The sequence below is a fragment of the Paenibacillus sp. sgz302191 genome (assembly GCF_057749925.1).
Map to the genome: position 1 here is coordinate 495544 of NZ_JBYLHY010000002.1, position 23660 is coordinate 519203.

Sequence of the window (23660 nt, forward strand, 5' to 3'; positions counted from 1 at the left end):
TCCTCCTTCAAACATCTGATCGACCAATCAAAGAGAGTACGGCTGTGGCAATCTATTCATCCTCTTTAAACACCGGCATTAAACGGAGTTCAAACGCGAATTCTTTCTCATCAAGACGGTATGGCTCAAGAAGCTGCGGTCCGCAAGAATTGGATCCTACCCCGCTCATCTTATAATCCAGATGGACGATCGTTTCCTTCCTCTTCTCAAGCTCGTAGTTATGACCCGCTCTTGTCAAATCCTCTGGCGTAAAATGGGCCACATTCAAAGAGAAATCCTCTGGTGAGGAAAACTTGATGCCCATCCCTTGCTCATTGGAAACAATAGCCCACTCTGTTCCATACCTGGACCCATTTTCCTGAGGCATAATGTAATCTTCAAACATCTCATCGACGGTCATCAGGTATCTGCCTTTTTTCACGCTTTGACGCTTGTCGATATAACTCTCATGCGGTCCGAAGCCTAAGTATTCGACTTCCTCCATACCTTGAGGCATCGTAAGCTGAAGGCCAAAACGAGGAAGATAGTCCTGCTTTTCTCCCACTTTTACTTGCAGCTTGACTGAAATCTCGCCATTGCCATCTACTCTCCATATTGCTTCTCCTTGAAGGACGGTAAACCGGCTATCACTGCCTAGGGAGAAATCACTCTGGATTTCAACAGTTGTTTCGTCTATTTTTGTCCAATTACAGCGGTAGATCTTCATTGCCGTTCGGTCATAACCTGCGTTCAACCATCTTTCCTTCACATGCATGTCATTATCCGTTGGAGCGCGCCAAATTGTAAGCCCAGCCGGAGCCTGGAGCATATTCACTCCCTGCTTGGACATCTTCTGTATCGTTCCGCTATACAAATCAAAGGAATGGCAGAAATCAAAACCTTCGATCGTCAAGATATCTCCCTCCTGATAAGTTTGAAGAGGGAACATCTGCCGTAAGCTATCACCAGATTCTTTCACCTGCTCCACGGGCAATCCAAACTGTTCAAATGTGATTTCGTAACCGGCTTCCGCCCAATTCGTCTGTTCCTTCAACCAACAGGATAAGGTCAGCATATAGGTTCCCGCTGAGGTTTCCGGCAAATCATAAGGAATTGTCACCATTTGATGACTATGCGGTGCGGCATCAATAGACGAAAGCTGTCCCTGCTGGACGATCTGTCCGTCCATTTCTACCTTCCAATGAAGCCCCAAATGGGATAAATCGATGAAGTCGTAAAGGTTCGTTACCTTGATCGTACCTTTTCGCAAATCCTGCGCTTCAATGCGAATGGGTGCGATCACCTTTTTGAGCTCCAGCAGCCCCGTATGCGGTTTCCTATCCGGCGTAACCAGACCATCGATACAGAAATTGCCGTCGTTAGGCTTATCTCCAAAATCGCCCCCATAAGCAAAGAAAGGCGTACCATCTTTCGACACGGTTTTGATGCCGTGATCGCACCACTCCCACACACAGCCGCCCATGAGCTTCGGATATTTGTAAATGGCATCCCAATAATCCTTCAAATCGCCTGGACCATTGCCCATTGCATGGCTGTATTCGCACAGGAACAGCGGCTTCTTCTGTTTCTCGTCCTGGGCATATGCTTCAATTTCTTGCACGGAAGCATACATTCGGCTTACCATATCGAGACTCTCCACGTCGGAATTAGCTTGATTTGAAGCAGCACCTTCATAATGAACCGGTATGGACGCATCACGCGATTGGGTCCATTCAGCCATCGCGATATGGTTAACATCGTAACCAGATTCGTTGCCCAATGACCACATCACGATCGACGGATGATTCTTATCCCGTTCCACCATACGAATAGCCCGATCTAGAAACGAGGCTTTCCATTCAGGTTTCTGAGAAAGCAGATGGATATTCGTATCATTCCATTCCTCGCTGGCCGTCCCCATGCCATGGCATTCCAAGTCAGCTTCATCAATGACATAGAAACCGTACTCGTCGCATAGATCCATAAATCGGGAATCATTCGGATAATGGGAAGTGCGGATCGTGTTAATATTATGCTTCTTCATCAGAACGAGATCTTTGATCATATGATTCAGCGGAATCGTTTGTCCGAGCTCAGGATGGGAATCGTGGCGATTGACGCCTTTTAGCTTGACCGCCTGTCCATTGATCTGGAAAACACCATCTGTAATTGTTATTTGCCTGAATCCGACTGGAAAATGAAGCACCTCGTTGCCACTATGAACATAGAGTTGGTACAGATTCGGTTTCTCGGCATTCCATAAGACCGGATCCGTCACCTCGAAACGAAGCGTGCCTTTTCCGTCGACAGCAGCTTCATCCGTACCCACGATGTTACCTTCCGCATCTTTTAATTCGGCTCGGATCGTAACCTGACCCGTCGTTTCCAGTTCTGATAGCAGGGTCACCTTCCGGAAACCGTCTTCGAACGTTTGTTTATTGAACACATCTCGAACATGGACAGAATCGCGTGCAAGTAAATATACATCCCGGAAGATTCCGGAATACCGCCACGCATCTTGGTCTTCCAGATAAGAACCGTCGCACCATTTCAACACCATGACGGCAATACGGTTTTTCCCTTCGCGGAGCAAGGAAGATACGTTGAATTCCGCAGGTACTCGGCTGCCTTGACTGTAACCGGCAAACTTGCCGTTTACCCATAGGTAAAAGCAAGAATTAACCCCTTCAAAGACGATATATTTGTCCTTTTTGTCCCAGTGACCCGAAAGGTTGAACTCTCTCACATACAGTCCAGCTGGGTTGTTATCCGGTACATAAGGAGGATCGCAAGGAAAAGGATAATTGATATTGGTGTATTGAAGCTGATCATAGCCATTCACCTGCCAGCAAGAAGGAACGATTAATTCGTCCCAAGCGCTGACATTCGCCGATTCCTCGTAGAAAGCTTCTTCTACATCCCTAACACTGCGATGATATTGGAACTTCCAACTTCCATTCAATGTCTGATAAAAAGGGGAACGCGCACGTTTACCGGATTTCGCAGATCCCGCATCCGCATAAGGGATATAATGGGCTCGGGGATTCTCCCTGTTCACCTGCAAAACGCTTAAGTCTTCCCAATATCGATTGATGTGAATCAATGTGACCACTCTCTCCTTCGTCAAGGCTTTATTAAAGTAACCTTTTACCATCAGACAGTGGATCAACTCACCGAATAAGCTGTTGGCCCAAGCGAACCATGGACGCGTATAATCGGTCGGGGAATTCGGATCAAACCCTTCATGCATATACCCCGTATCCGCATCCGTCCTCAGCAGCATCTCCAGAAGCTCACTTACTTCGGTTTCATCCTCTGAGGTAAGGGCCTGCATTGCCAGGCTGATCGGCCAAATGTAGCCAGCCGGTGTATGCGGACTTCCGATCCCCTTCGCATATTTCCCCTCAAAGAAGTATGGATTGTCACTGCTTAGAACAAATCTACGCGTATTCTGATAGACTGGATCCTCAAAGGTCGTGTAACCCAAATAAGGAATCGACAGCAAGCTGGGAACATTGGCGTCATCCATCAGGTTGTAATTGCCGAATCCGTCTGTTTCATACGCATAGATCTTTCCGTACTTAGGATGAAGATAAGTGCCGTAGGTTTGAATGCCACAGTCTATCTCTTCGCGAAGCTCCGCCGCAAGCTGTACACACTCCTGATCGTCCCATACGATCCGGGCAATTTCCTCGATGTATCGGAGTACCACGACCGCAAACATATTAGCTGGAATCAAATAGCCGAACGTACAAGCATCGTCGCTTGGCCGGAATCCAGACCAAGTCATCCCTGTATAATTTACGGGCATACCCATCCGATTATTACGCAGCGTGTCACTTGGCGGACAAGCTACTCGGGCGAACCGGTAAGGAGATTGTTCGGCGTGTCTTTGTTCCGTTTTCCATAGCGAGATAATGATATGAACCGCTGTCCGGAAGGAATCGTCGAACATATCCGTCCGTCCCGTCGCCTTCCAAAACAGATAAGACAGTTGGATCGGGTAACAGAGCGAATCAATTTCGTATTTGCGTTCCCAAATCCACGGATTCAGCTCGGTCAGATCCTGATCGTACCGGTTATCGTTCGCTTCCTCATTGAACGCATTTGCATAAGGGTCGATATGAATATAGGCGATTTGCCTGCGAATCAAGCCCGCAACGATGTCCTGCAGTTCTTTATCTCCGACCGTAAGCGGTATATAATGCCTTACCTGCGCGCTGGAATCCCTTAACCACATCGCTGGGATATCCCCAGTGAATACAAAGGCGGTATTATCGTTCATGATTTTAGTTGTCGTTTCAAGCGTATTCGGGTAGCAGTTCTTGAACATGGCAAGCAATTTCGGGTGCCCAGCAAGCTTAATCTCCGCTTCTTCAAGCAAGGACGTGACAGCATCAGGCAAGTTCATTATTTCCAATCCCCCAGAATATCCTTATAGGCTTCCAAATAATCATCGACAAGCAGCTTAGCAATGGAATAGGAATTAACAAGCGGGTGAACCGTGAGTGCCTGGATAGCCAAATCACGCGACTTATGTTTAACAGCTTCAACGGTAAGCCGTTCGAACAGTTTCACATTTTTCATCAACAGGCTCATTTCCTCTGGCACGGAACCGATGTGAACTGGCTTTGCTCCGTCTTTCGTAATAACACAAGAAATTTCAACGACGTCATCGTCCGCGAACCCTTCGATACTGCCTTCATTCGGTACGGACAGGACGATATTATGGGTCACACCCGTTTGCAGCGACTCCACGAAATCCAGCATGACACCTGCATATCCAAGGGAGTTAGGCAATTCCAGCTGATCTGTCGGTAACACTGGCTTCGACGCCGAATTAGTTTCAATCGCCATGTAAGAAGCTTCCCTTTTTTGCGTATAGTACAGATAGGTTTGAATGGCTTCATCCGGGTTGCTTTCAATATCCATCTCACGTAAGATACCCAGCATTTCCTTATTATTCTCAGCGATCATTTGGCCGCGCGTCATGCCTGATTTGACAATATTGGCGAAGGCCTTTTCGCGGTGGTAGTAATAGTACAAATATTCATTCGGCAGAAAAGGAAGTGATTTCAGCAAATCGCTGTCGAACATTTTGAATTCGTCCACCCGACTTGTAAAATCAGGATCATTCTTAAGCTCCGCCATAATGTCCTTGCCTTGGTAAATCACTTTGGTCATCCATGACAAATGATTTAGTCCGAAAAATTCAACTTCAAGCTCCTTCGGATCGATCTCTAGCTGCTCCGCCATTCTCAGCTTCGTATGGCTTGGCGAATCGCAGATTCCGATCACCCGATCGTAACCCGCATTTCGCAAGGATTGCGTTACGAGTCCAGACGGGTTCGAGAAATTAAAGATCCAGGCTTGCGGCGCAAGCTCTTTAGCAATCTCGCAATATTCCATGAGAACTGGAATCGTACGAATCGCCATCGAGAACCCGGCTGGTCCCGTCGTTTCTTGACCGATCACGCCATGCTTTAGAGCGATCTGCTCATCTACATACCGTGACCATTCCTTACCTACACGTACCGTAGTTACAATGTAGTCGGCACCCTTAATGGCTTCGCGGCTATCTGTCGTCGTCTCCAATTGAAGGTTGATTCCGCTACGATCGATGACGATTTGGCATAATTTGGAGATAACAGCAAGCTGCTCCTCATCCGTATCATGAAGAACAAGCTTAGTAATTCCGGCATCTTCTGCTTTTAACGTTAAGCTTTTGGTAAATAACACGGCGCGAACCCCGCCGCCTCCGATTAAGGTCAATTTCATCATTACGCCTCCATACGTTCTTTGATATGATTTCCGAATTGAAGGATAAAGGCATCAAGCCCATCCTTGTCCGGTGTGCCCGTGCTGCCGCCGTGAGCGCCGACAGATAGTGCTCCGCAAACATTTCCGTACTGCAAGCATGTTTCTACATGTTGACCCGTCAAATATCCATAAATATAGCCAGCGTTAAATGAATCCCCTGCGCCGGTTGTATCTACAGTCTCGGCAGGAAAAGCCGAGTGATAGATTATCCGGCCCTCCTTCATGGCTGCGGCCCCTTTTGGACCAAGTTTAACTACAATATGATTGGAGTAATTCGCCATAAAACGTAAACTTTCTTCTATATCATCGAAGCCTGTGTAATGAAAAGCTTCCGTTTCGTTCATTAGAAACACATCAAAGTAAGTCATTAAATCGAAAACACCCTTAAACCACTCGCCGGAATCATCCCAGCCTACATCACAGGAAAGAGTCATACCCATCTCCTTAAGTAGTTTAGCCATCGCGATGAATTCTTCGTGGTTGCGTCTTCCTCTATATCCGGTTACGTGGACATGTTTCCCTTGAGCGATTTGTGACAGGTCCAAATCCTTTATATGAAGCTCCATATTGGATCCCCCATAAGTAATAAATGACCGATCCGCCTCGGGATTAATCGCTATCGTAATACCGGTATTACTCGTTTTACTCGTTCTTATCAAACTGGTATCGATACCATATCGACCGAACTCGTCTCGAACATAATGGCCGTAGCTATCATCTCCAAGAACACCGTTAAAAGCTACATCAAGCCCGAGCTTAGCGAGTGAAATCGCGAACAAAGCCGCTCCCCCGCCAACATGCATCGTCATATTATTAACGAAAATCTCTTGCCCAGGCTGAGGAATTTGAGTAAGTCCTGCCACAACGAGATCGATATTGGCGTCACCGATGACCACCGCATCAAATTTTTTCAATATACTCTCCCTCTCTCAATCCAGATAAATAAATATCTATGCGTTTACGTTTCTCTATATCTACGTTTTTCTATGCCTTTTTGTCTTCACGATAAGGCCCACAGCTATTGCGGACAACAAGCTTGTGTTTCAAAATGATATCTACCTTTGGCGTTTCCGTTTCTCCTGTAATCAAATCAAGCAGCGTTTCCACCGTAACTTTCCCCATTTCTTGAATAGGCTGCTCCATCGAGGATAACTGTGGTCGAACCAACTCCGTCAACTGACTTCCGTCAAATCCTATGACCGAAATGTCTTCAGGAACTTGCAACTGATGATCATGAATGCAATTCATAGCCCCTACAGCCATATCATCACTCACAGCAAATACAGCGGATGGATGGGTACCGCAAGCCAGAATCTCTTTCATCAGATTGTATCCGCTTTGTATTTTATAATCGCCGAACCGAATGTGCTCATCTACGATGGGGATGCTGCGCTCGGATAGAGCATCGCGGTACCCGATATAGCGATTTTGGCCGGAGGTCACATCTCTCATGTCCCCGCCAATAAAGCCAATTCGTTGATGTCCAAGCTCTATCAAATAATGGGTTGCATCGAAGGCTGCCGCGTAATCATCAATGATCACAGAAAGGAACGTTTGATCAGTTGGTCTTACACTTGAGAAAATAATCGGAATGTCCAGTTTATTCAAAAATGCCCGGATCTCATCATTCAATTTCTCATGCATAATGATAATGCCATCAACGCGCATTTCATGAAATACTTTCAAATATTTGAATTCCTTATCGGTATCCTCAATAATGTTACACACCAAAAGATTGTAATCATTCCGACTTGCTGTTTCTTCAATACTGCTTAGAATAGTCGAGTAAAAGCTTGACGTGAGGTCTGGGACAATGACACCGATAAGGTTCGTCTTTTTCCGTACCAGACTCCTTGCGATATGACTAGGCGCGTACCCGAGCTCGTCAATAGCTCTCTTCACTTTAGCTTTTAGATCGTCCTTTACGTACTTCTCTCCATTAAGCACCCGCGAAACCGTAGTCACGGAAACGCCCGCTTGTTTGGCGACATCTTTAATCTTTGGAGCCAACTTTGTCACCCTACCTTCCGAAAAACGTGTTCTCTTCCAACGTATATCTTAGCTTTTTACTGCCCCCTCTGTGATCCCAGCGATGAATTGTCTGCTCACAATAAGGAAGAAGACAATCAATGGAAGGGTAGCCATAAGAGCTCCAGTCATGACCATGGAATAGTCTGCCGAATGAGCCGATTTTAACTGCTGCAAGGCCAACATCAATGTGAATTTGGATGTATCCGTCAATACGATCAATGGCCATAAGTAATCTTCCCAAACTCCCATAAACGTCGTGATAGCGAGAAAGGCTAGTGCAGGTCTTAGAATCGGCAAAGCAACATGCCAATACTGTCCAAATTTATTACAGCCATCGATTCTCGCAGCCTCAAGCAAATCATCATGAATCGCAAGCGCATATTGCCTGATCCAGAAAATTCCGAATGCACTTGCCATGCCCGGGATAATCAAGGCCTTATAACTTCCCAACCACCCGAACTCCTTAATGATGATGAATTGCGGGACAAGCAGCATTTGCGCAGGAATCATCATCGTAGCCATCATGGCAAAAAAGAGCAATTTAGAACCTGGAAACTTAAATTTGGCAAACGCAAATCCCGTCAATGAATTGAAAAATAGCTGAAGCGTGCAGCTCATTAAGGCAATGGAAACTGTGTTGAAGAAGGCACGAATAAAATTGCTTTTCTCCAATACATGATGAAAGTTATTCATAAAATTAGTTCCGAACGTTAACTTCGGAGGAAAAGCAAAGATTGCACTTGTCTCATTCGTAGACATGACAATAAGCCAGTAAAACGGAAATATGGAAATCGCGACACCGATCAACAATAAACTATTTACGATTACTTTTTTGGTCAATACTTCAACAATCATCTTGTATTCTCCTTTTTATCAATCATCCGATCTGTTGAAAAACTTCCAATTGAGGACGGATAATAAGCCGATGATGATGAATAACACCCAAGATACCGCAGCTGCATAACCATAATTCTGATAATTAAAACCTTCCCGGAACATATAAAGAACGATCGTATCGGTACCTGGGTATGGTGCTTGATTTCCAGCTAATACTTGAGGTTCCGTGAAAATTTGAAACCCGCCGATGGTCGACATCATCACTGAGAACAAGATGATGGGTCTGAGCATGGGTATCGTAATTTGGGTGAAAGTTTGAAATAATGTAGCGCCATCCAGCTCTGCTGCTTCGTACAGATCTTTTGGAATTCTTTGCAAGCCCGATAAATAAATAACTGCGTTATACCCCATATATCTCCATGAAATCATGGCGGCAATCACGACTCTGGCCCCAAATTCAGAATTTAACCACGCGATCTTATGAAAGCCGATTTTTTCCATCAAATAGTTAATCAACCCGTATTCGTTGCCGAACAAAGACTGAAAGATAATGACAACAGCCACCATAGCCGTTACATTCGGAAGAAAATAAGCAATTCTATAAAAGCCTTTGAATCTTACGATGGATAAATTGATGATATAGGCGACGACCAATGCACATAGAAGCTGCGGGGCGTTCCCCAATATCCAAAGTGCGATATTGTTGACTAACACCTTCCAAAAAGTCGGATCATGGAGCATGTAATCAAAATTCTTGAATCCAACATATTTCATTTCCCCGATTCCATCCCATTTATGTACGGCTAAGTACATCGAGAACAAAATGGGAAATACAGAAAAGATCAGGAACAAAAGATAAAATGGAGAAATAAATAGATACAGTGTTCTGCTCTTATAAATTTCTTTAAAAAGACCTCCCATGCTATTCCTCCGCTAATTGGATAAGGCGAGGAAGTCCCTTTCCTCACCTGCATCCATTATTTCATTCATTTTCTTGCCAAATCCAGTTTAGCGTGAAAGCTGCCTTTTAATTTTCTCCTGCGCATCTTTCCAAGCTTTTTCCGGGTCTTTCTTCTGCGTGTCAATTAATCCAATTTCATCGGTCAAAGAAGTACCGACCATATCGTCTCTTGCATCGACAAGTGCGATTTTTACATCTTTTGCCGCGTCAGCGAATATCGGGCTCAAATCTTGATTTCCGAAGAACTCATTTTTATTGACCATTTCAGGCTTCGTGTAAACTTCCGGCGTAGACGGATAGTTACCGAATTCCTTGTATCCAGCAACCAGATTGTCAGGGCTTGTAAGGAATTTAATCACTTCATAAGCTTCTTTCGGATTTTTCGTTGTTTTCAACAATCCGAAGAATGATCCACCTTGATTGCCCACGCCACCAGGCGGGTAGGCAATCTCCCATTTCCCTTTCGTGTCAGGAGCTGCGCCAATCAAATCACCAACGGCCCAAGACGCCCCGATGAAAGAAGAAACTTTGCTGTTGTTCATGGCAGCATTTTTCTCAGCATCACTAACATTCGGGTACGTTAAGCCGGATTGGTATGCTTTCACAGCCAAATCCCAAGCACCTTTGATATGGGCCTGATCACCAATATATTTCCCATCTTCCGTAAAATAACCTTGGCTATTCTGGCCTATGATGTTTCTGAAAACATCCACAATGGATAGCAATTGCGATCCAGTTGCGTCTTTCACTTTCTGCTGAAGACTGAAATAATCTCCCCATGTCTTCACTTGGCTCTTAATGGCTTCCGGCGTGCTAGGCACTCCCGCCTTCTCAAACAAATCTTTGCGGTAGTACATAACTACAGGAGCGACGTCGATCGGCAAGCCGATCAAATATTTGTTATCTGCTGACGCGGCCATTTTCCATTTCCAGTCCAAATACTGAGGCTGAATGTCCTTAGCGCCTTGGTCGTATAGATTGACGAATTTTTCTTTGTAAGGCAGCATGGAAGAAATCCAGCTATCCATCGCTACGATGTCCGGCCCGCTTCCTCCACCTGAGATGGTTGTTTTTAACTTGGTAGCATAGTCACCCCCGGACGGAAGTTTCTGTGCTTGCAAATCAATATTCGGAAATTTTTTCTTCGCTGCTTCAATGGTTGAATCGGATATCGCACCGTTCCAATACCACATCGTTAACGAAATCTTCTGGTTAGAAGCGCTTTCATTTTGATTAGAACCGGTCGTTGTTGGTTTTTGCGTCGAAGTACTCGTATTATTCTGGTCACCACAGGCAGAAACGACAAGAATCAAACTAAGAGCTAGTGGCACACTATACAATGCTTTAAATTTCATAGTTTTGTTCCTCCGATTTAGAGAAATTTGATATCACATCAGACATTTGTAACTCCAAGGCTCATTTCAGCTTTCCCCAACCACATACGACGCCCTCTTGATTTCACGTTTTCCATTAGCATAAACATTTCGTCTAAGAATTATTTCTGGTATCGATTCCAGAATGACAGGCAAAACGTCCGCAGAGGCTAACCACCTTCCCGTGTAAGATTACAATCTGGTATCGATACCAACTTCAGCGTTAAATACCCAAATAATTAAAATCTGAATACATAAAGCGTTTTCTGGTATCGATACCAGAAGGTTTACTATGCTTCTGGTTCAAAGTATAAATCGATTATCTTCTTTTGACAATGGCATAAATTTACAAATGTTTTATTTTTTCATCCTGCAAATCTCATTCATAAAGTATTGTATTATACAAATATTAAGGTGATCGAGGTGACACTGCATATATGAATCTAGAAGTGAAAACGATACAACTTTCGGACATTGTGCCGCAAATATTTCGTGCCGATTATTTTCCGTTTCGTCCCAATGAGCGAATTGGTCCGCGCACATCGTTCGTGCATTCATTTGTATACATTTATGAAGGCAAGGGTTCAATATCCATTGGAACATCTATGTATTCCTGTACCAGAGAAGAGCTATTTTACATTCCGCCGGGCCTGCCCCACTCTTTTCATTCAGATCACCAGCATCCGATGGTTCATGCTTCGATTTACTTTGATTGGATCAACACGAGACCCCGAGCGGGAGATATGTCTTTGTTTCATTTCGGAGACCAGATCTGTGATACTTCCGAGTGCTCACCTAACGTCGTATTTCACGATTTGCCTACGATTCCTACCAAAATGCACGCCCCCAAACAGATGAGATGGATGGAATTATATCTGCATGTCATTGAAAATATCGAGCAGACACAGGAAGATGCCAAGCTTTTCAGAAGGGCTGCTTTTGAGCAATTCGTTTCAGAATTGGCGAACCTCTGGCGGAATCCCATCCTTAAAAGTGACAGAAGAATGCAATCGATCATGAAGCAAATGAAGGAATTTCCTCAACATAATATTTCTATTGAGCAATGGGCTTCACAACTAGGGATAAGCACATCGTATCTGCATAAGTTATTTATCCAGGAAATAGGCATGAGCCCTCATTCTTATGCGATTAAATGCAAGCTGGAGAGAGCCAAAAAGATTCTGCGTGAGACCAATCTGTCTATCACCGATATCACCGAAGACCTTGGTTTTGGTTCCATACATTACTTCTCGCGATTATTTACGCAAAATTACGGCGAGTCACCCTCCGCATATCGCAAACGATTAAGGAAGGGATATTAAAAAGATTAGGATAGTTTTGTACAAATATCGCACATTCCTTCAAAGACAGTTCACAGCGCTTTTGTTATTCTAAATGTGAGTTTCCATCCGGATTGACGGTTCACAAGAAATAACAATACACGTAGAAAGAATGTGAATCTATGAAGTCATTTAGATCTATTCGTTACCGCCAAGTCCACCTGGACTTCCATACGTCCGAGCACATTACCGGCGTTGGCAGAAATTTCGATGAAGAACAATTCATCTCTGTTTTGCAAAGTGCTCAAGTAAATACAATCAACGTCTTCGCGATGTGCCATCATGGATGGAGTTATTTTGACACGAAGGTCGGGAAGCCACACCCTCATTTGGAAACGAATATGTTGCCGCGCATGCTAGATGCTTGCGCCAAAAATGACATCGAAGCTCCAATATATATTACGGTTGGATTTAATGAACTTTCTGCCCGCGAGCATCCTGATTGGGTGGCGATCGCCCCCGAAGGTGATGACCCTTACGGTCCACCGAAATCGGATCCAGAGGCCCCCCGTTCGACCGGCTTTGACGGTTGGCATATGCTGTGTCTGAACACACCGTACTTACAGTATCTTCTGGACTATACGAAGGAAGTTATGGAGAGATTCCAGCCAGTCGGCATCTTTTACGATATTGTAGGAGAATATCCTTGCGTATGTTCTTACTGCCGCGCTAACCTCAAAGAAATGGGTCTTGATGCAAACAACGCGGATCACCGCAAGCAATTGGCCAAACAAGTGTACTTGAATTACTTGCAGAAGACCTCCGAACTAATCTGGTCCCTTAACCCGGGAACCAGACTGTATCATAACTGCTGCACGGAAAAAATGGGCGAAAAACAATACTACCCTTACTATTCACATTACGACATCGAATCGCTGCCAACAGGCGGATGGGGTTATGATTACTTCACCAGCATGGTTCGGTACATTCGCAAACAAGACTTCCAGTTTCTTGGAATGACAGGGAAATTCCACAAATCGTGGGGAGAATTCGGCGGATTCAAAAGTCCGACTGCTCTGAAGTATGAATGCCAGCAAATGCTAGCTTTCGGCGCAAGAATTTGTATCGGGGATCAGCTCCACCCAGACGGACGAATGGACGAAGAAACCTACCGGATTATTGGGGAAGCTTTCGATGGAATTGCGGCCAAAGAACCATGGTGTATGGATACGACCAGCATAGCCGAGATTGCCATCCTTTCAGCCAATGCTCTCATGGATGCCGATGATAGCCGAACAAGTGACATGGGTGCTTATATGATGCTGGAAGAGGGCCACTATTTGTTCGATATCATTGATGACTCGATGGACTTCTCCGTCTATCGAATTATCGTACTGCCCGACTGCATTCGAGTATCTGATACCTTACAGTGCAAACTTGAAGATTATATAGCTAGCGGCGGAAATGTGATTTTGAGCGCAGAAAGTGGACTTTGGGCTGACCGCCCTGAATTCGCGCTAGATCTAGGCGTTGAATTTAAAGGGAAATCAGAGTGGGATGTGGATTACACCTTAGTCACTCATCAACTAACTGGTTCACTAGTGAGATCCCCTTTTCTCAATTATGAATCGGGTTATCAAGTTCAGGTGAACAAAGCTGAACTGTTGGCCCAGTCCTACAGGCCTTATTTCAACCGTAGATACGGGCATTTCTGTTCGCATCTCCATGCTCCGGCCAAAGAAGAAGCGGATTATCCGGCCGTTATTAAACACGGCAATATCATCTATATCGCTCAACCTCTATTCAGGTTGTATCGGAAACACGGCGTGCAGCTATATAGAGACTTATTCCTTGCGTGTGTTAAGCAGTTTATCTCAGCACCAACAGTGAAAACCGAACTGCCTTCCGCTGGTAGAGTAAACCTGACCCGTCAATCCAATGGGACTGAATACGTGCTGCATTTGCTCTATGCCGTTCCCATCTTGCGTGGAGATACCCAGATCATCGAAGATGTGGTTACATTAAAAGACATCTCCGTGCAGATCAAATTGGACGAGTCGGTAAAACAAGCCATGCTGCTGCCCGAGATGATAACTATACCTCATATGACGAACGAAGAAGGCTATACTTGCGTGTCCGTGAGTCTTACAGGTCACCAAATGATCTTATTTCAAACTTAAAGTTCGTTTAAAAGACGATTCTAATTCATTTTTTTGAATAAGGAATCGTCTTTTATTGTTCTTAAAGGAAACAACAATTGACTTTTCGACTAGCTTGATTTAGAGTAAAACTATAAATTAGCACCTGGTACTAATATCTGATACTATATACTTTACCATTGGAGAGTGAACGTTATGCACACAGCCCCTTCATTGCATGCCCGAATTACGGCAATCGGCAGTTATGTGCCGGATAAAGTGCTGAGCAACGCCGACCTGGAAGCGCTGGTCGACACGAACGACGAATGGATCGTCCAGCGGACCGGCATCCGGGAACGCCGGATTGCGGCCGCCGAGCAATATACGAGCCATCTTTGCATCCGTGCCGTCGAGGACATGACTTCCCGATACGGCTCGCGGCTGGACGACGTCGAGTTGATCATCGTCGCTACGCATACGCCAGATCTGCCGTTCCCTTCGACCTCGTGTCTGATTCAGGCGCATTTCGGCATTCCCGCGACCGGCACGTACGATCTGAACGCCACCTGCGCCGGATTTACATACGCGCTGCATACGGCAAGCGGGCTGATCTCGGCGGGTGTCCACCGGAAAATTCTCATCGTCGGCGGCGACAGCTTGTCCAAAATAACGGATTATACCGACCGTTCCACCTGTATTTTATTCGGCGACGGGGCAGGCGCCGTGCTGGTGGAAAAAGACGATGAGCAGCCGTCGTTCCTCGCTCATCATCTCGGTTCCGACGGCACCGGAGGCAAGCATGTGTACCGCACGGGGCTGGCCTCCGAGCTGCACGGCATCCGGCTTGCCGGCGACGGCAAGCTCGTGCAGAACGGGCGCGAGGTGTACAAATTCGCCGTGACCACGGTGCCGCAAGGCATCGCCGCCCTGCTTGAGAAAAGCGGGCTCGGCTTGGAAGACATCGATTGGTTCGTCCCGCACAGCGCCAATCTCCGCATTATCGAGTCGATCTGCGACAAGAGCGGCATTCCGTTCGAAAAAGCGCTGTACAGCCTCGTATACTACGGCAACACTTCCGCGGCTTCCATTCCGCTGGCACTCGATCTCGGCGTCAAGGAAGGCAAGGTGAAAGCCGGCGATACGCTGCTGCTGTACGGCTTTGGCGGCGGCCTGACGCATGCGGGACTGCTCATGAAGTGGGACTTGCGCTAAAAGGCAGGTTCAATCCCGGGTGCATTCACAGGCGCATCTCCCGGTGCACCCCCCAGTGCATCTCCCGGCGCGGGCGGAGCCGGATCGGCAAAGTCCTGGCCCGCCTTAAAGCCTTTGCCGAATCCTTCGGCATACCCCCTGTCGTATCCGTGGTCGAAGCCTTGCCGGTAAGTTCCATGGAGGCGGCTGTGCCCGCTCGGCCCCTGCCGGTTCGAACCGCGCCCGCGCGGGTTGCCCTCCTTGGCGATGGTCCCGGCCGCGGCCGTCTTCCCTGCCCGGGCCAGCGGCTTTTTCCGCTTGGGCCTGTCAGTTTGTTTCGTTTTCATCGCATTCCTCACCTTCCTCATTTCGCGGAGTCCCCGTTCGTTATCGTTAAAAGCTGCTGCAGCCGCCTCCGGTACGTGTGCTCCCGCAGCGTTCGGGACAATCCGTTTAGCGCGATGCGCTGCCGCTCCTCTTCATGGCTCAAATAGTATTCGATCTTCTCGATCAGCCCGCCGGGAGAATCGAAAGTATCCAGCTCTTGGCCCGGCGTATACAAACTTGCCAGCTCTCGGCGCATATCCGTAAGCTGCAGCGTGCCGCATGCCGCAATGCTCATCACCCGGGGATTGGGCGAATAGGCGGGAATGCGCCTGCTGTTGCAGTTATGAGACTTGTCGTCGATCGAGCGGTGCAGATTGATGACGATTTTCGAAGCCGCGTAATATTTCGCGGTTTCCTCCGGAGTGAGCCAGACGTTGTGGATTTTGGAGGCGAGCTTGCGGTAGGATTTCATCCGGTTCCACCAAAGTCCGTTGATCCAAACATTTTTATTGGCGAGGTAACCCGCCATTTCGTCCATGAACGCGACCCGGTTCCAGAAAGCGGAGCCGATGAAGCAAATGTCTTTGCGGTACGAGGCGGGCACAAAGGCCGGATTGACCGCGTCCGGGTTAATGCCGAACGGCAAATAATGCACATGCTTGCATCCAAGCGACCGGTATACGTCGACACAGCTGCTCTCCAGCGTGAAAACGTAGTCGTAATGAGGCGCGAGCAGCATCGTCAGATCCGTATGGTAAGGATCGTCAGGCAGCCATACCGCCGTCCGTATCCCCGCCGAGCGGATAGCCTTCACCTTGTCGATCGCCAGCGATTTGCCGGCGGTGTCCAGCACAAGGACGAGATCGGGCCCGGTCGCCTTGGCGATGGAAACGACGTTGTCGCGAGGGCCTACGGCGATCGTCTCGCGCACCAGCTTGCGCAGGCCGTCCGCAATGCCTTCGTCCATCGCGGCATAAGGGGGGCCGGAGGCTTTGACATACATAATCTTCAAATCCCAAAGAATGCCCTCTTCCCGGGGAAAATCCCGGATGATCCGCTGGCAGCGGCCCATATGGAATCCGTGCTCCCAGCCCTGCCGGTAACCGGCCCGGTTCCCGGCTTCCCAGCCGCTATCCGGGCCGGTCGCAGCGGCCTTCGGCTGTGCACCGCCGCCCGGCGGCGTTTTTGCGGTCTTCATGGCTGTCCGCCGCTTTCCGCCACATGCCCTTTCAGCAGCAAATACTGCTCCAGCGCGCTTTTCCAGTGCGGCATCCGGTAGTAACGGCCCAGTTTCGCGGAATCCAGCACACTGTAGGCAGGCCTTTTGCATGTGCTTTCGTAGAGGCCGGACGGAATCGGCTTCGCTTCAAAATCGATGCCATACAAGCCGAACGCAGTGACGGCAAACTCATACCAGCTGCAAGCCCCTTCCGAGGAGCAGTGATAAATGCCGTATTCGCTCACATCGCGCTCGAAAAACGCGTAGACCGCCTTGGCCACGTCCATCGTATGCGTCGGCGACATGACGATATCGTCAACGACGGAAACCGGCTTGCCCTGCCGGACTTGACGGATCATCGTTTCGACAAAATTGCCGCCCTTACCGCTCGAACCCGCAGCGCCGAACAAGGAGGACACGCGAAAAATAAAATAGCGGTCCATATAGGCGGCAACCACTTTTTCCCCCGCCGCCTTCGTGCTGCCGTACACATTGAGCGGATACGTCGTGTCGTCTTCCGCATAAGGCGTTTCCTTCATGCCGTCAAAGACGTAATCCGTGCTAAAGTGAAACAAGGCGGCATCCGCCTGCTTGCAAAACACGGCAATCCGGTGCAGCGCGATCGAATTGACGACCAGCGCCTTCAGCGGGTCCTTTTCGCACGCCTCCGTGTTGGTAAAAGCCGTGCAGTTGATCACGGCATCGAGGGGCGCCAGCTTTTCCAGATACGGGATAATCGTTTCCGTGTTTTCCAGATTCAACTCCTTGCGGGTGACCGGGACGATCTCGTACGCCGGATTGCCGGCAAATACGCGGCTGATGTCGGTTCCCAATTGTCCGTTAGCGCCCAGCAGCGCAATCCGTTTCATGGCGCGTTCGTTCCTTCGGCTCCCGCTATCCTGGTCGTACTCATGCGCAATCCTCCTCGTGAAAATGGCATCGGCCTTGCATCCTTTCCATCATATGAAAGCGGCCGGATCGACTCCCCATTTTTCCAAAAAAAGCTGCCGCGAACGGTCCACGATCTTTTGAAACCGCTCCTTGCCTTTTTTATTGAAGCTGGCGCTGCCGTAATGAAACACGAACGTATCCTCCGCGATCATTAGCCGGTAGCCTGCCTGCCTCGCGCGGTAACAAAAGTCGTCGTCCTCGTAATGGCCCGGACTGAACCGCTCATCGAGCAGACCGACTGCGTCCGACACCGAGCGCCGGAACAAAAGGCAGAAGCCGATCAGCCGCATGACCTCCGTATACGTTCCTTTTTTGCCGACGTTGTATGTCTGCGTCATTTCTTCCAAAGTTGTGTACGAATCGCCCATCATCTGCCGGCCGCTGGCATAATTGGTCATCGGCCCGACGAGCCCCACATCCTCCCGATGGTACAGACAATCCAGCATATTGCGGAGCCAGCCCGGAGTCAGCAGCACGTCATTGTTGAGCAGCAGCAGCTCGCTGCCCTTCGCAAGCCTAAGTCCTGCATTGCAGGCAATCGGGAAGCCTTTATTTTCATGGAACGAGATGAAAGGAACGGCTTCCTTGAGCAAGAACGGAATCGTTCCGTCTGTCGATCCGTTATCGACTACGATAATTTCGTAGGGGGTATCCGTATGCTGTCGGATGGATGCGATGCAGTCCCCAAGCAGTTTTTGGGCATTGTAGGTGGGGATGATAATGCTCGTCATGCTCATGTCGTTCCCTCCGCAAATGCGGACCGCTGCCTTATATCGTCCTCGTAGCGGAGCCGGCTGCCGCTTTTCTCCATTAACATGTGCAAAGCCTCCAGATGATCGCCGAGAATCAGCTTGGAAACCGGATTCGCCGCCCCTTTGTTGAACCCGGTCGCTTTGTTCGCTTTAAAGACATCGACGCTCGCGGGAGCGCAAACGGAGAGACCGTGCCGGATGGCGAGCGACTGGGCTTTGGGCGGAACGGCCAGGTTGCCCGTCCCGATGCGTTCGATCGCTTTGCGCGAGAGCATGTGAGGAACCGCCGTCATCGAGTTCGCGTTCAAATCGCGCCTGTCCTGGACGATGTTCAAAAACTCTTTCATCATCGTCACGCTATCCCTGCCCGCGAAAGAACCGATGAACGGAGTCACGTCGTTAAGCGCCACATCGGCTCCCCGCTCTACAGCGAGAATGAATGGTATCAGCCGTTCCGCCTGAATGGGGATATCGCCGTCAAGGAACAGCACCATATCCGCGGTCGATAGCTTAGCCCCGATCGAGCGGCCTACGTCATACCCCAACGCTTCCGGGATATGGACGATCGTGGCGGACGGGCATTTTCTGGCTTCGGAAAAGCTGTTGTCCGCCGATCCGTTGACGACGGCAATGATTTCTTTCAGCGGCAGCCGGCTCAGCTCCGCAAGCACTTTCGATACCGTCGCTCCTTCATTGCGCACCGTAATGACTGCTGCGACGCTTTTCAAGGTCGGCATGAGCACCCAGTCCGGCTTCTTCATGCCCGCGCCCAGACAGTACCCCCTGAGGAACGCCTTCATGCATGGGGCATATTGCGGAGCCTGTATTTGTTGTCCTTCGTGAATGTAGCACGAATACCAGAGCGAATTGATAAATGCGTTTGGCGGCGCGCCTTTCGGCAGCGGATGATCGGCGGCATATCTGCTCCCGGACCGCTGGAACTTTTGCAGGAATGCCGGTGAAGACGGGCGGATGACCCGCCGCTTGCTGCTGCCGGCTTCCTGTTTGACCGGCTGTTTTTTGCCTGATGGCCGGCCGTCGGCTGTGCGCTTCATAGTTTCACCCCACAAAAGATCGATCCCGGGACAAATCCGTCTGTTGGCCCCGCTCCCCAGCCTCCGCGAGCAGCCATTCGATAGCTTCCAGGTGATCTCCTACGATAAGATCCTGCAGCGGATCTACCCGGAACGACTTCCTTTTCTTAGGATTCAGACGGCCGACATCGACTTTATGCACCGTCTGCAGGGTAAGTCCTCTGCGGGCCGCAATCGTCTGGGCCAGCGGAGGCACCGCCAGGCTCCTGACTCCAATCAGCTCCAGAGCTCTTCTGCTGATCGCATGGGGAACCGCCGTCATCGAAGCTCCTCGAAGATCCGGGCGGGACAGCGCAAGATTCAAGGTGTGCTTAGCCAACACGACAGGGTGAACCCGCTTCGTAAGCGTAGGCCCCGAGTACTTGTTCAACGCCACATCGACGCCTCTTTCCACGGCGCTGACAAACGGTTCCAGCTCTGCGAAAGGTATGACCATATCGGAATCAATAAACAGCAAAACTTCTCCTTGCGCGTGCATCGCGCCAATCCCGCGCCCCACGTCATGGCCTAACGGCTCGCCGAATACGAATACCCTTGCGCCCGTGCTGCGGGCGATTTGTTCGGTCTCGTCCGCAGAGCCGTTTACGATGACAATGACCTCTGTCGCAGGATGGACCCGCTGTGCCTGGGCGATGACGGCGGCGATCGTTTTTTGCTCGTTCATCGCCGGTATGATGACGGATACTTTCGGAAATGCGTTATCGGAAGCAGGCGCAGGCGCAGCCGCATGGCGGGATGCCGCGTTCGGCTTGCCCCCTGCTCGCTTTGACCGCTGCTCCATGTCCGCTTCCTCCCGTACGATCTAAATTTTATAACAATTCGAGATCGGTCAGCCTTTGCATAACTTGCCGCCCGACCGCCTCCGGCGAGTATTCCTCGCGGATCGTCTGCATGGCGCTGACGCCAAGCGACTTGCCCCAGGACGGATATGCGGCCAGTTTGCGCATGTAATACGCGGCATGCTCGATATCCGGCTCCGCCCAAAGCTGATCCGCTTGATACGGGCCCGCATCCTGTCCTACCTGAACCAGTTTGTAATTTACCGGACACGAATTATCCTTGTTCATAAAATCGGTATTTCCCGACCAGTTGGTGCCGATGACGGGTTTGCCCAAATACATCGCTTCGGCCAGCACAAGTCCGAAACCTTCGGAACGGTGAAGGGAGACCAGGCAATCCGCGGATTGGAGCAATGCGTTCACTTGATCGCGGCTCAAAATACGGTCGATGATATGGATGTTGGAATAGCCTTCGACCTGCTGCCTGATCGCCTGAACATCTTCCGGATTCGTTTTGGAATTGTTGATTTTGATTACCAGAGCGGCGTTCGAGCTGCCTTCCGGGAACGCCTTCTTGAATGCTCGGATGACAGCCAGCGGATTTTTCCGCTCCTTCGTGCTGTGGGTGTCGTACATCGTCAAGAACAGAAACGGTTTCTCCGGCAGCCCGAAGAAACTCCGGTCGTAAGCGTCCGCATGCTTCACGAACACAGCATGAGGAATTTTAACGACAGGCACCGGAGATTTTGGCCGCAGGGCATCTTCGACGAATCGGGACGGCACCCATACCTCGTCGACCAGCTTGAAGCTGTCGAGCCATTTGTCGGGGAATTCCGGCAGTTCCCATGCCCAATAGCCGATGTTGAACCGGTTGCGGAACACGTCGCGGTTTAACGGGCGAATCGGGCGATCATAAGCCTGCTTCAAGCTGTCCGCATTCATATGGAAAAGGTTGATCCTGTACGGAGTATCTTCCCTCTCCTTATGAATCCAGCGCGTATCTTTATTTCTTGCCGCCCCGGCTCCCGGATCCTTATAATTCATAATTCCGAAAGGCACTCCTGCGATTTCCAACGTCTCGGCCATAGAACGGCACGCTTCCCCCACACCGATCTCCGTGCGGATAAAGCCGATCAAATTCACCCCGGCCTGCAGGTCCGGCGGATCCGGAACGGATTCGGCGTGCGCTCCTTCCGCCTCCGGCGGCGGGAGGAGCGGGATCAAAGCTTCCCTGTTCCTGATGCGGGTTCCCGGCTTGCGAAGCGCAAGGCCTGCTGCGGCAGAACGCCGATGCGCTTTCCGCCTTTTTGCAGCGCCCGCCGCTTGCCCGGAGCGGGCAGGCCGCTTTTTCCCTATGCCGGCATTGACCTTGCGCTTTGCGGGCTTGAGCTTTTGTCCGCCTGCTGCCGGCAGTTTCCGGGAAGACTTCAGAGCTTTCGTAGTTATGCGGAGGGCTGACGGTTTCTTCATGCCGTTCCCGACTCCTTTCTCGTATGACCACCTGATTGCATTCGTCTGCTTCCATACTATGAATACCTATTTGCAGATTCATCCGCGTTAACCCAGCCTGGCTGGAAATTGGCGAATGACCAGTTACCAAAGGAGCCCTTTATAGTGGCCGTCCTCAGGCAGTTCGTCGGTAAAGCGCACCAGATCGATGACCGGCTTTGTGCGCAAAAATCCCGCAGCGAAAGCGGCATACTCCTTGCTTTTTTGCGTGACGACGATAAGGTCGGCGAACTCGCCGACGCTGTTCAGATCGGAAGCCAGCAGAGCCGCCAGATGGGGCACGGTAGCTTCCATATACTGCTTGTTCGCGCCGATCAGTTGGGAAGCGAGCACATTGTCATCGTATATTTTGATCTCATAGCCTTTGCCGATTAACTGTTCCAGCAGCTTGACGACCGGACTTTCCCGCAAATCGTCGGTTCCCGGCTTGAAAGCCAGACCGAGCACGCCGATGCGGACCTTGCCCTCCGCCAAAATCATCTCCAGAGCCCGCTCAATCAGCAGCGAATTGCTGCGTTCGACCGCGGACAGCACCGCCAGCTCCACGTTCCTCGCCCGGGCCATCGCGTTGAGCGCCTTGAGATCCTTTGGCAGGCAGGAGCCCCCGTAGGCAAAGCCCGGCTTCAAATACGCCGGTGAAATGTTCAGTTGGCGGTCCTGGCAGAACAGGTTCATCAGCTTGTGCGGGTCTACCCCCATCGATTGACAGAGCGCGCCGACCTCCCCGGCAAAAACGACTTTCAACGCGTGAAACGAGTTGTTGACGTATTTGATCATCTCCGCGACTTCGCGGTCGGTTTCCAGTACTTCCGCCTGTATAGGAGCGTAAATATGCCGCAACATCTGCAGCGCCCGTTCGTGTTTCGTGCCGATCAGCGTATACGGCGGGTGAAAATAATCGTCGATGCTGGTCCCTTCGCGCAAAAATTCCGGATTACTGACGACGGCAAAATCGGCATCGATCCGCTTGCCCGACCGGGCGATGATCTGTTCGATGTCCCGGCACGTTCCGGGAGGCACGGTGGAGCGGATCACGATCGTTTGAAACCCTTCCCGGGCCCGGATCGCATCGCTGATTTGCTCAGCTACATGCCAAATGTAGGAAAGATCCGGGTAGCCGTATTTGTCGGAAGGCGTGCCGACGCAGACGAGGCAAATATCGGCCTGCCGGACCGCGCTTTGGATGTCGCTTGTAGCCGTCAGCCTGCCTGCGCGGTGCTGCTCCTCCACCAGGGCGGCGATGCCGGTTTCGACGATCGTCGGCTTGCCCGAACCGACCAGCTCGACCTTATGGCGGTTCACGTCTACGCCGATGACGCGGTTGCCCATCCCGGCCAAACAGGCCGCCGATACGCACCCGACGTAACCGAGGCCAAAGACAGCGATCGTATAAAAAGGTCCGGGGCTCGTCATATGCAT

General features: G+C 49.7%; 18 protein-coding genes. 3 read left to right on the top strand and 15 right to left on the bottom strand.

What is annotated here, in order from left to right; all coding sequences use genetic code 11:
- Window positions 1-52: 52 nt before the first annotated feature.
- The 7 genes from AC3G2T_RS04660 to AC3G2T_RS04690 all read right to left on the bottom strand — a co-directional run bounded on the left by AC3G2T_RS04660 (window position 53) and on the right by AC3G2T_RS04690 (window position 10983).
- Window positions 53-4390, bottom strand: coding sequence for a glycoside hydrolase family 125 protein (locus AC3G2T_RS04660; protein ID WP_488434695.1), 4338 nt, complete (start codon window positions 4388-4390; stop codon window positions 53-55).
- Window positions 4390-5760 (bottom strand): family 4 glycosyl hydrolase, encoded by a 1371-nt coding sequence (locus tag AC3G2T_RS04665; RefSeq protein ID WP_488434696.1) that lies wholly within the window; start codon window positions 5758-5760, stop codon window positions 4390-4392. The genes AC3G2T_RS04660 and AC3G2T_RS04665 overlap by 1 nt, the downstream gene beginning before the upstream one ends.
- Window positions 5760-6713, bottom strand: a complete 954-nt coding sequence (locus AC3G2T_RS04670; RefSeq protein WP_488434697.1) for a carbohydrate kinase family protein — start codon at window positions 6711-6713, stop codon at window positions 5760-5762. Before AC3G2T_RS04670 ends, AC3G2T_RS04665 begins: the two co-directional genes overlap by 1 nt.
- Before the next feature lie 70 nt (window positions 6714-6783).
- Window positions 6784-7809: a LacI family DNA-binding transcriptional regulator gene (locus AC3G2T_RS04675; RefSeq protein ID WP_488434698.1), complete on the bottom strand. Its 1026-nt coding sequence runs from the start codon at window positions 7807-7809 to the stop codon at window positions 6784-6786.
- Window positions 7810-7857: 48 nt separating this feature from the next.
- Complete coding sequence (locus AC3G2T_RS04680; protein WP_474680621.1) at window positions 7858-8685, bottom strand: carbohydrate ABC transporter permease; 828 nt, start codon at window positions 8683-8685, stop codon at window positions 7858-7860.
- 18 nt (window positions 8686-8703) lie between these two features.
- Window positions 8704-9588, bottom strand: a complete 885-nt coding sequence (locus AC3G2T_RS04685; RefSeq protein WP_474680622.1) for a carbohydrate ABC transporter permease — start codon at window positions 9586-9588, stop codon at window positions 8704-8706.
- Between the two features lie 87 nt (window positions 9589-9675).
- A complete protein-coding gene (locus AC3G2T_RS04690; protein ID WP_474680623.1) occupies window positions 9676-10983 on the bottom strand; it encodes an ABC transporter substrate-binding protein in 1308 nt (435 codons plus the stop codon).
- A gap of 455 nt (window positions 10984-11438) precedes the next feature.
- On the opposite strand from AC3G2T_RS04690, the gene AC3G2T_RS04695 reads away from it, so the two are divergent.
- The 3 genes from AC3G2T_RS04695 (at window position 11439) to AC3G2T_RS04705 (ending at window position 15631) form a co-directional block, all read left to right on the top strand.
- On the top strand, window positions 11439-12323 hold the full coding sequence (locus AC3G2T_RS04695) for an AraC family transcriptional regulator (protein ID WP_488434699.1): 885 nt from the start codon (window positions 11439-11441) through the stop codon (window positions 12321-12323).
- Window positions 12324-12463: 140 nt separating this feature from the next.
- The gene (locus AC3G2T_RS04700) at window positions 12464-14461 is read left to right on the top strand and encodes an alpha-amylase family protein (protein ID WP_488434700.1); all 1998 of its coding nucleotides are present in this window, start codon (window positions 12464-12466) and stop codon (window positions 14459-14461) included.
- Between the two features lie 174 nt (window positions 14462-14635).
- Window positions 14636-15631 carry a ketoacyl-ACP synthase III gene (locus AC3G2T_RS04705; protein WP_474680626.1) on the top strand — a complete coding sequence of 332 codons (996 nt, stop codon included), beginning with the start codon at window positions 14636-14638 and terminating at the stop codon, window positions 15629-15631.
- Here the strand turns inward: AC3G2T_RS04705 and AC3G2T_RS04710 are convergent.
- The 8 genes from AC3G2T_RS04710 to AC3G2T_RS04745 form a co-directional block, all read right to left on the bottom strand.
- Window positions 15628-15957: a hypothetical protein gene (locus tag AC3G2T_RS04710; protein ID WP_488434701.1), complete on the bottom strand. Its 330-nt coding sequence runs from the start codon at window positions 15955-15957 to the stop codon at window positions 15628-15630. The two genes, AC3G2T_RS04705 and AC3G2T_RS04710, sit on opposite strands and share 4 nt — an antisense overlap.
- 17 nt (window positions 15958-15974) lie before the next feature.
- On the bottom strand, window positions 15975-17135 hold the full coding sequence (locus tag AC3G2T_RS04715) for a CgeB family protein (protein WP_488434702.1): 1161 nt from the start codon (window positions 17133-17135) through the stop codon (window positions 15975-15977).
- Window positions 17132-18025, bottom strand: a complete 894-nt coding sequence (gene rfbD, locus AC3G2T_RS04720) for a dTDP-4-dehydrorhamnose reductase (RefSeq protein ID WP_488434703.1) — start codon at window positions 18023-18025, stop codon at window positions 17132-17134. Before rfbD ends, AC3G2T_RS04715 begins: the two co-directional genes overlap by 4 nt.
- 90 nt (window positions 18026-18115) lie before the next feature.
- Entirely contained in the window at window positions 18116-18844 is a 729-nt protein-coding gene (locus AC3G2T_RS04725) for a glycosyltransferase family 2 protein (RefSeq protein WP_488434704.1), read from the bottom strand.
- Window positions 18841-19914, bottom strand: a complete 1074-nt coding sequence (locus AC3G2T_RS04730; protein WP_488434705.1) for a glycosyltransferase family 2 protein — start codon at window positions 19912-19914, stop codon at window positions 18841-18843. Before AC3G2T_RS04730 ends, AC3G2T_RS04725 begins: the two co-directional genes overlap by 4 nt.
- A gap of 4 nt (window positions 19915-19918) precedes the next feature.
- The gene (locus tag AC3G2T_RS04735) at window positions 19919-20734 is read right to left on the bottom strand and encodes a glycosyltransferase family 2 protein (RefSeq protein ID WP_488434706.1); all 816 of its coding nucleotides are present in this window, start codon (window positions 20732-20734) and stop codon (window positions 19919-19921) included.
- 28 nt (window positions 20735-20762) lie between these two features.
- Window positions 20763-22202, bottom strand: a complete 1440-nt coding sequence (locus AC3G2T_RS04740) for a glycosyltransferase family 4 protein (RefSeq protein WP_488434707.1) — start codon at window positions 22200-22202, stop codon at window positions 20763-20765.
- A gap of 123 nt (window positions 22203-22325) precedes the next feature.
- Window positions 22326-23660: a nucleotide sugar dehydrogenase gene (locus AC3G2T_RS04745; RefSeq protein ID WP_488434708.1), complete on the bottom strand. Its 1335-nt coding sequence runs from the start codon at window positions 23658-23660 to the stop codon at window positions 22326-22328.

What these genes read in the sequence shown, in the direction of transcription:
- AC3G2T_RS04660 (WP_488434695.1), bottom strand. Translation starts at nt 4,390, where the DNA reads ATGAACTTGCCTGATGCTGTCACGTCCTTGCTTGAAGAAGCGGAGATT.
- AC3G2T_RS04665 (WP_488434696.1), bottom strand. Translation starts at nt 5,760, where the DNA reads ATGATGAAATTGACCTTAATCGGAGGCGGCGGGGTTCGCGCCGTGTTA.
- AC3G2T_RS04680 (WP_474680621.1), bottom strand. Translation starts at nt 8,685, where the DNA reads ATGATTGTTGAAGTATTGACCAAAAAAGTAATCGTAAATAGTTTATTG.
- AC3G2T_RS04685 (WP_474680622.1), bottom strand. Translation starts at nt 9,588, where the DNA reads ATGGGAGGTCTTTTTAAAGAAATTTATAAGAGCAGAACACTGTATCTA.
- AC3G2T_RS04690 (WP_474680623.1), bottom strand. Translation starts at nt 10,983, where the DNA reads ATGAAATTTAAAGCATTGTATAGTGTGCCACTAGCTCTTAGTTTGATT.
- AC3G2T_RS04695 (WP_488434699.1), top strand. Translation starts at nt 11,439, where the DNA reads ATGAATCTAGAAGTGAAAACGATACAACTTTCGGACATTGTGCCGCAA.
- AC3G2T_RS04700 (WP_488434700.1), top strand. Translation starts at nt 12,464, where the DNA reads ATGAAGTCATTTAGATCTATTCGTTACCGCCAAGTCCACCTGGACTTC.
- AC3G2T_RS04705 (WP_474680626.1), top strand. Translation starts at nt 14,636, where the DNA reads ATGCACACAGCCCCTTCATTGCATGCCCGAATTACGGCAATCGGCAGT.
- AC3G2T_RS04710 (WP_488434701.1), bottom strand. Translation starts at nt 15,957, where the DNA reads ATGAAAACGAAACAAACTGACAGGCCCAAGCGGAAAAAGCCGCTGGCC.
- AC3G2T_RS04715 (WP_488434702.1), bottom strand. Translation starts at nt 17,135, where the DNA reads ATGAAGACCGCAAAAACGCCGCCGGGCGGCGGTGCACAGCCGAAGGCC.
- rfbD (WP_488434703.1), bottom strand. Translation starts at nt 18,025, where the DNA reads ATGAAACGGATTGCGCTGCTGGGCGCTAACGGACAATTGGGAACCGAC.
- AC3G2T_RS04725 (WP_488434704.1), bottom strand. Translation starts at nt 18,844, where the DNA reads ATGAGCATGACGAGCATTATCATCCCCACCTACAATGCCCAAAAACTG.
- AC3G2T_RS04730 (WP_488434705.1), bottom strand. Translation starts at nt 19,914, where the DNA reads ATGAAGCGCACAGCCGACGGCCGGCCATCAGGCAAAAAACAGCCGGTC.
- AC3G2T_RS04735 (WP_488434706.1), bottom strand. Translation starts at nt 20,734, where the DNA reads ATGGAGCAGCGGTCAAAGCGAGCAGGGGGCAAGCCGAACGCGGCATCC.
- AC3G2T_RS04740 (WP_488434707.1), bottom strand. Translation starts at nt 22,202, where the DNA reads ATGAAGAAACCGTCAGCCCTCCGCATAACTACGAAAGCTCTGAAGTCT.
- AC3G2T_RS04745 (WP_488434708.1), bottom strand. Translation starts at nt 23,660, where the DNA reads ATGCATATGACGAGCCCCGGACCTTTTTATACGATCGCTGTCTTTGGC.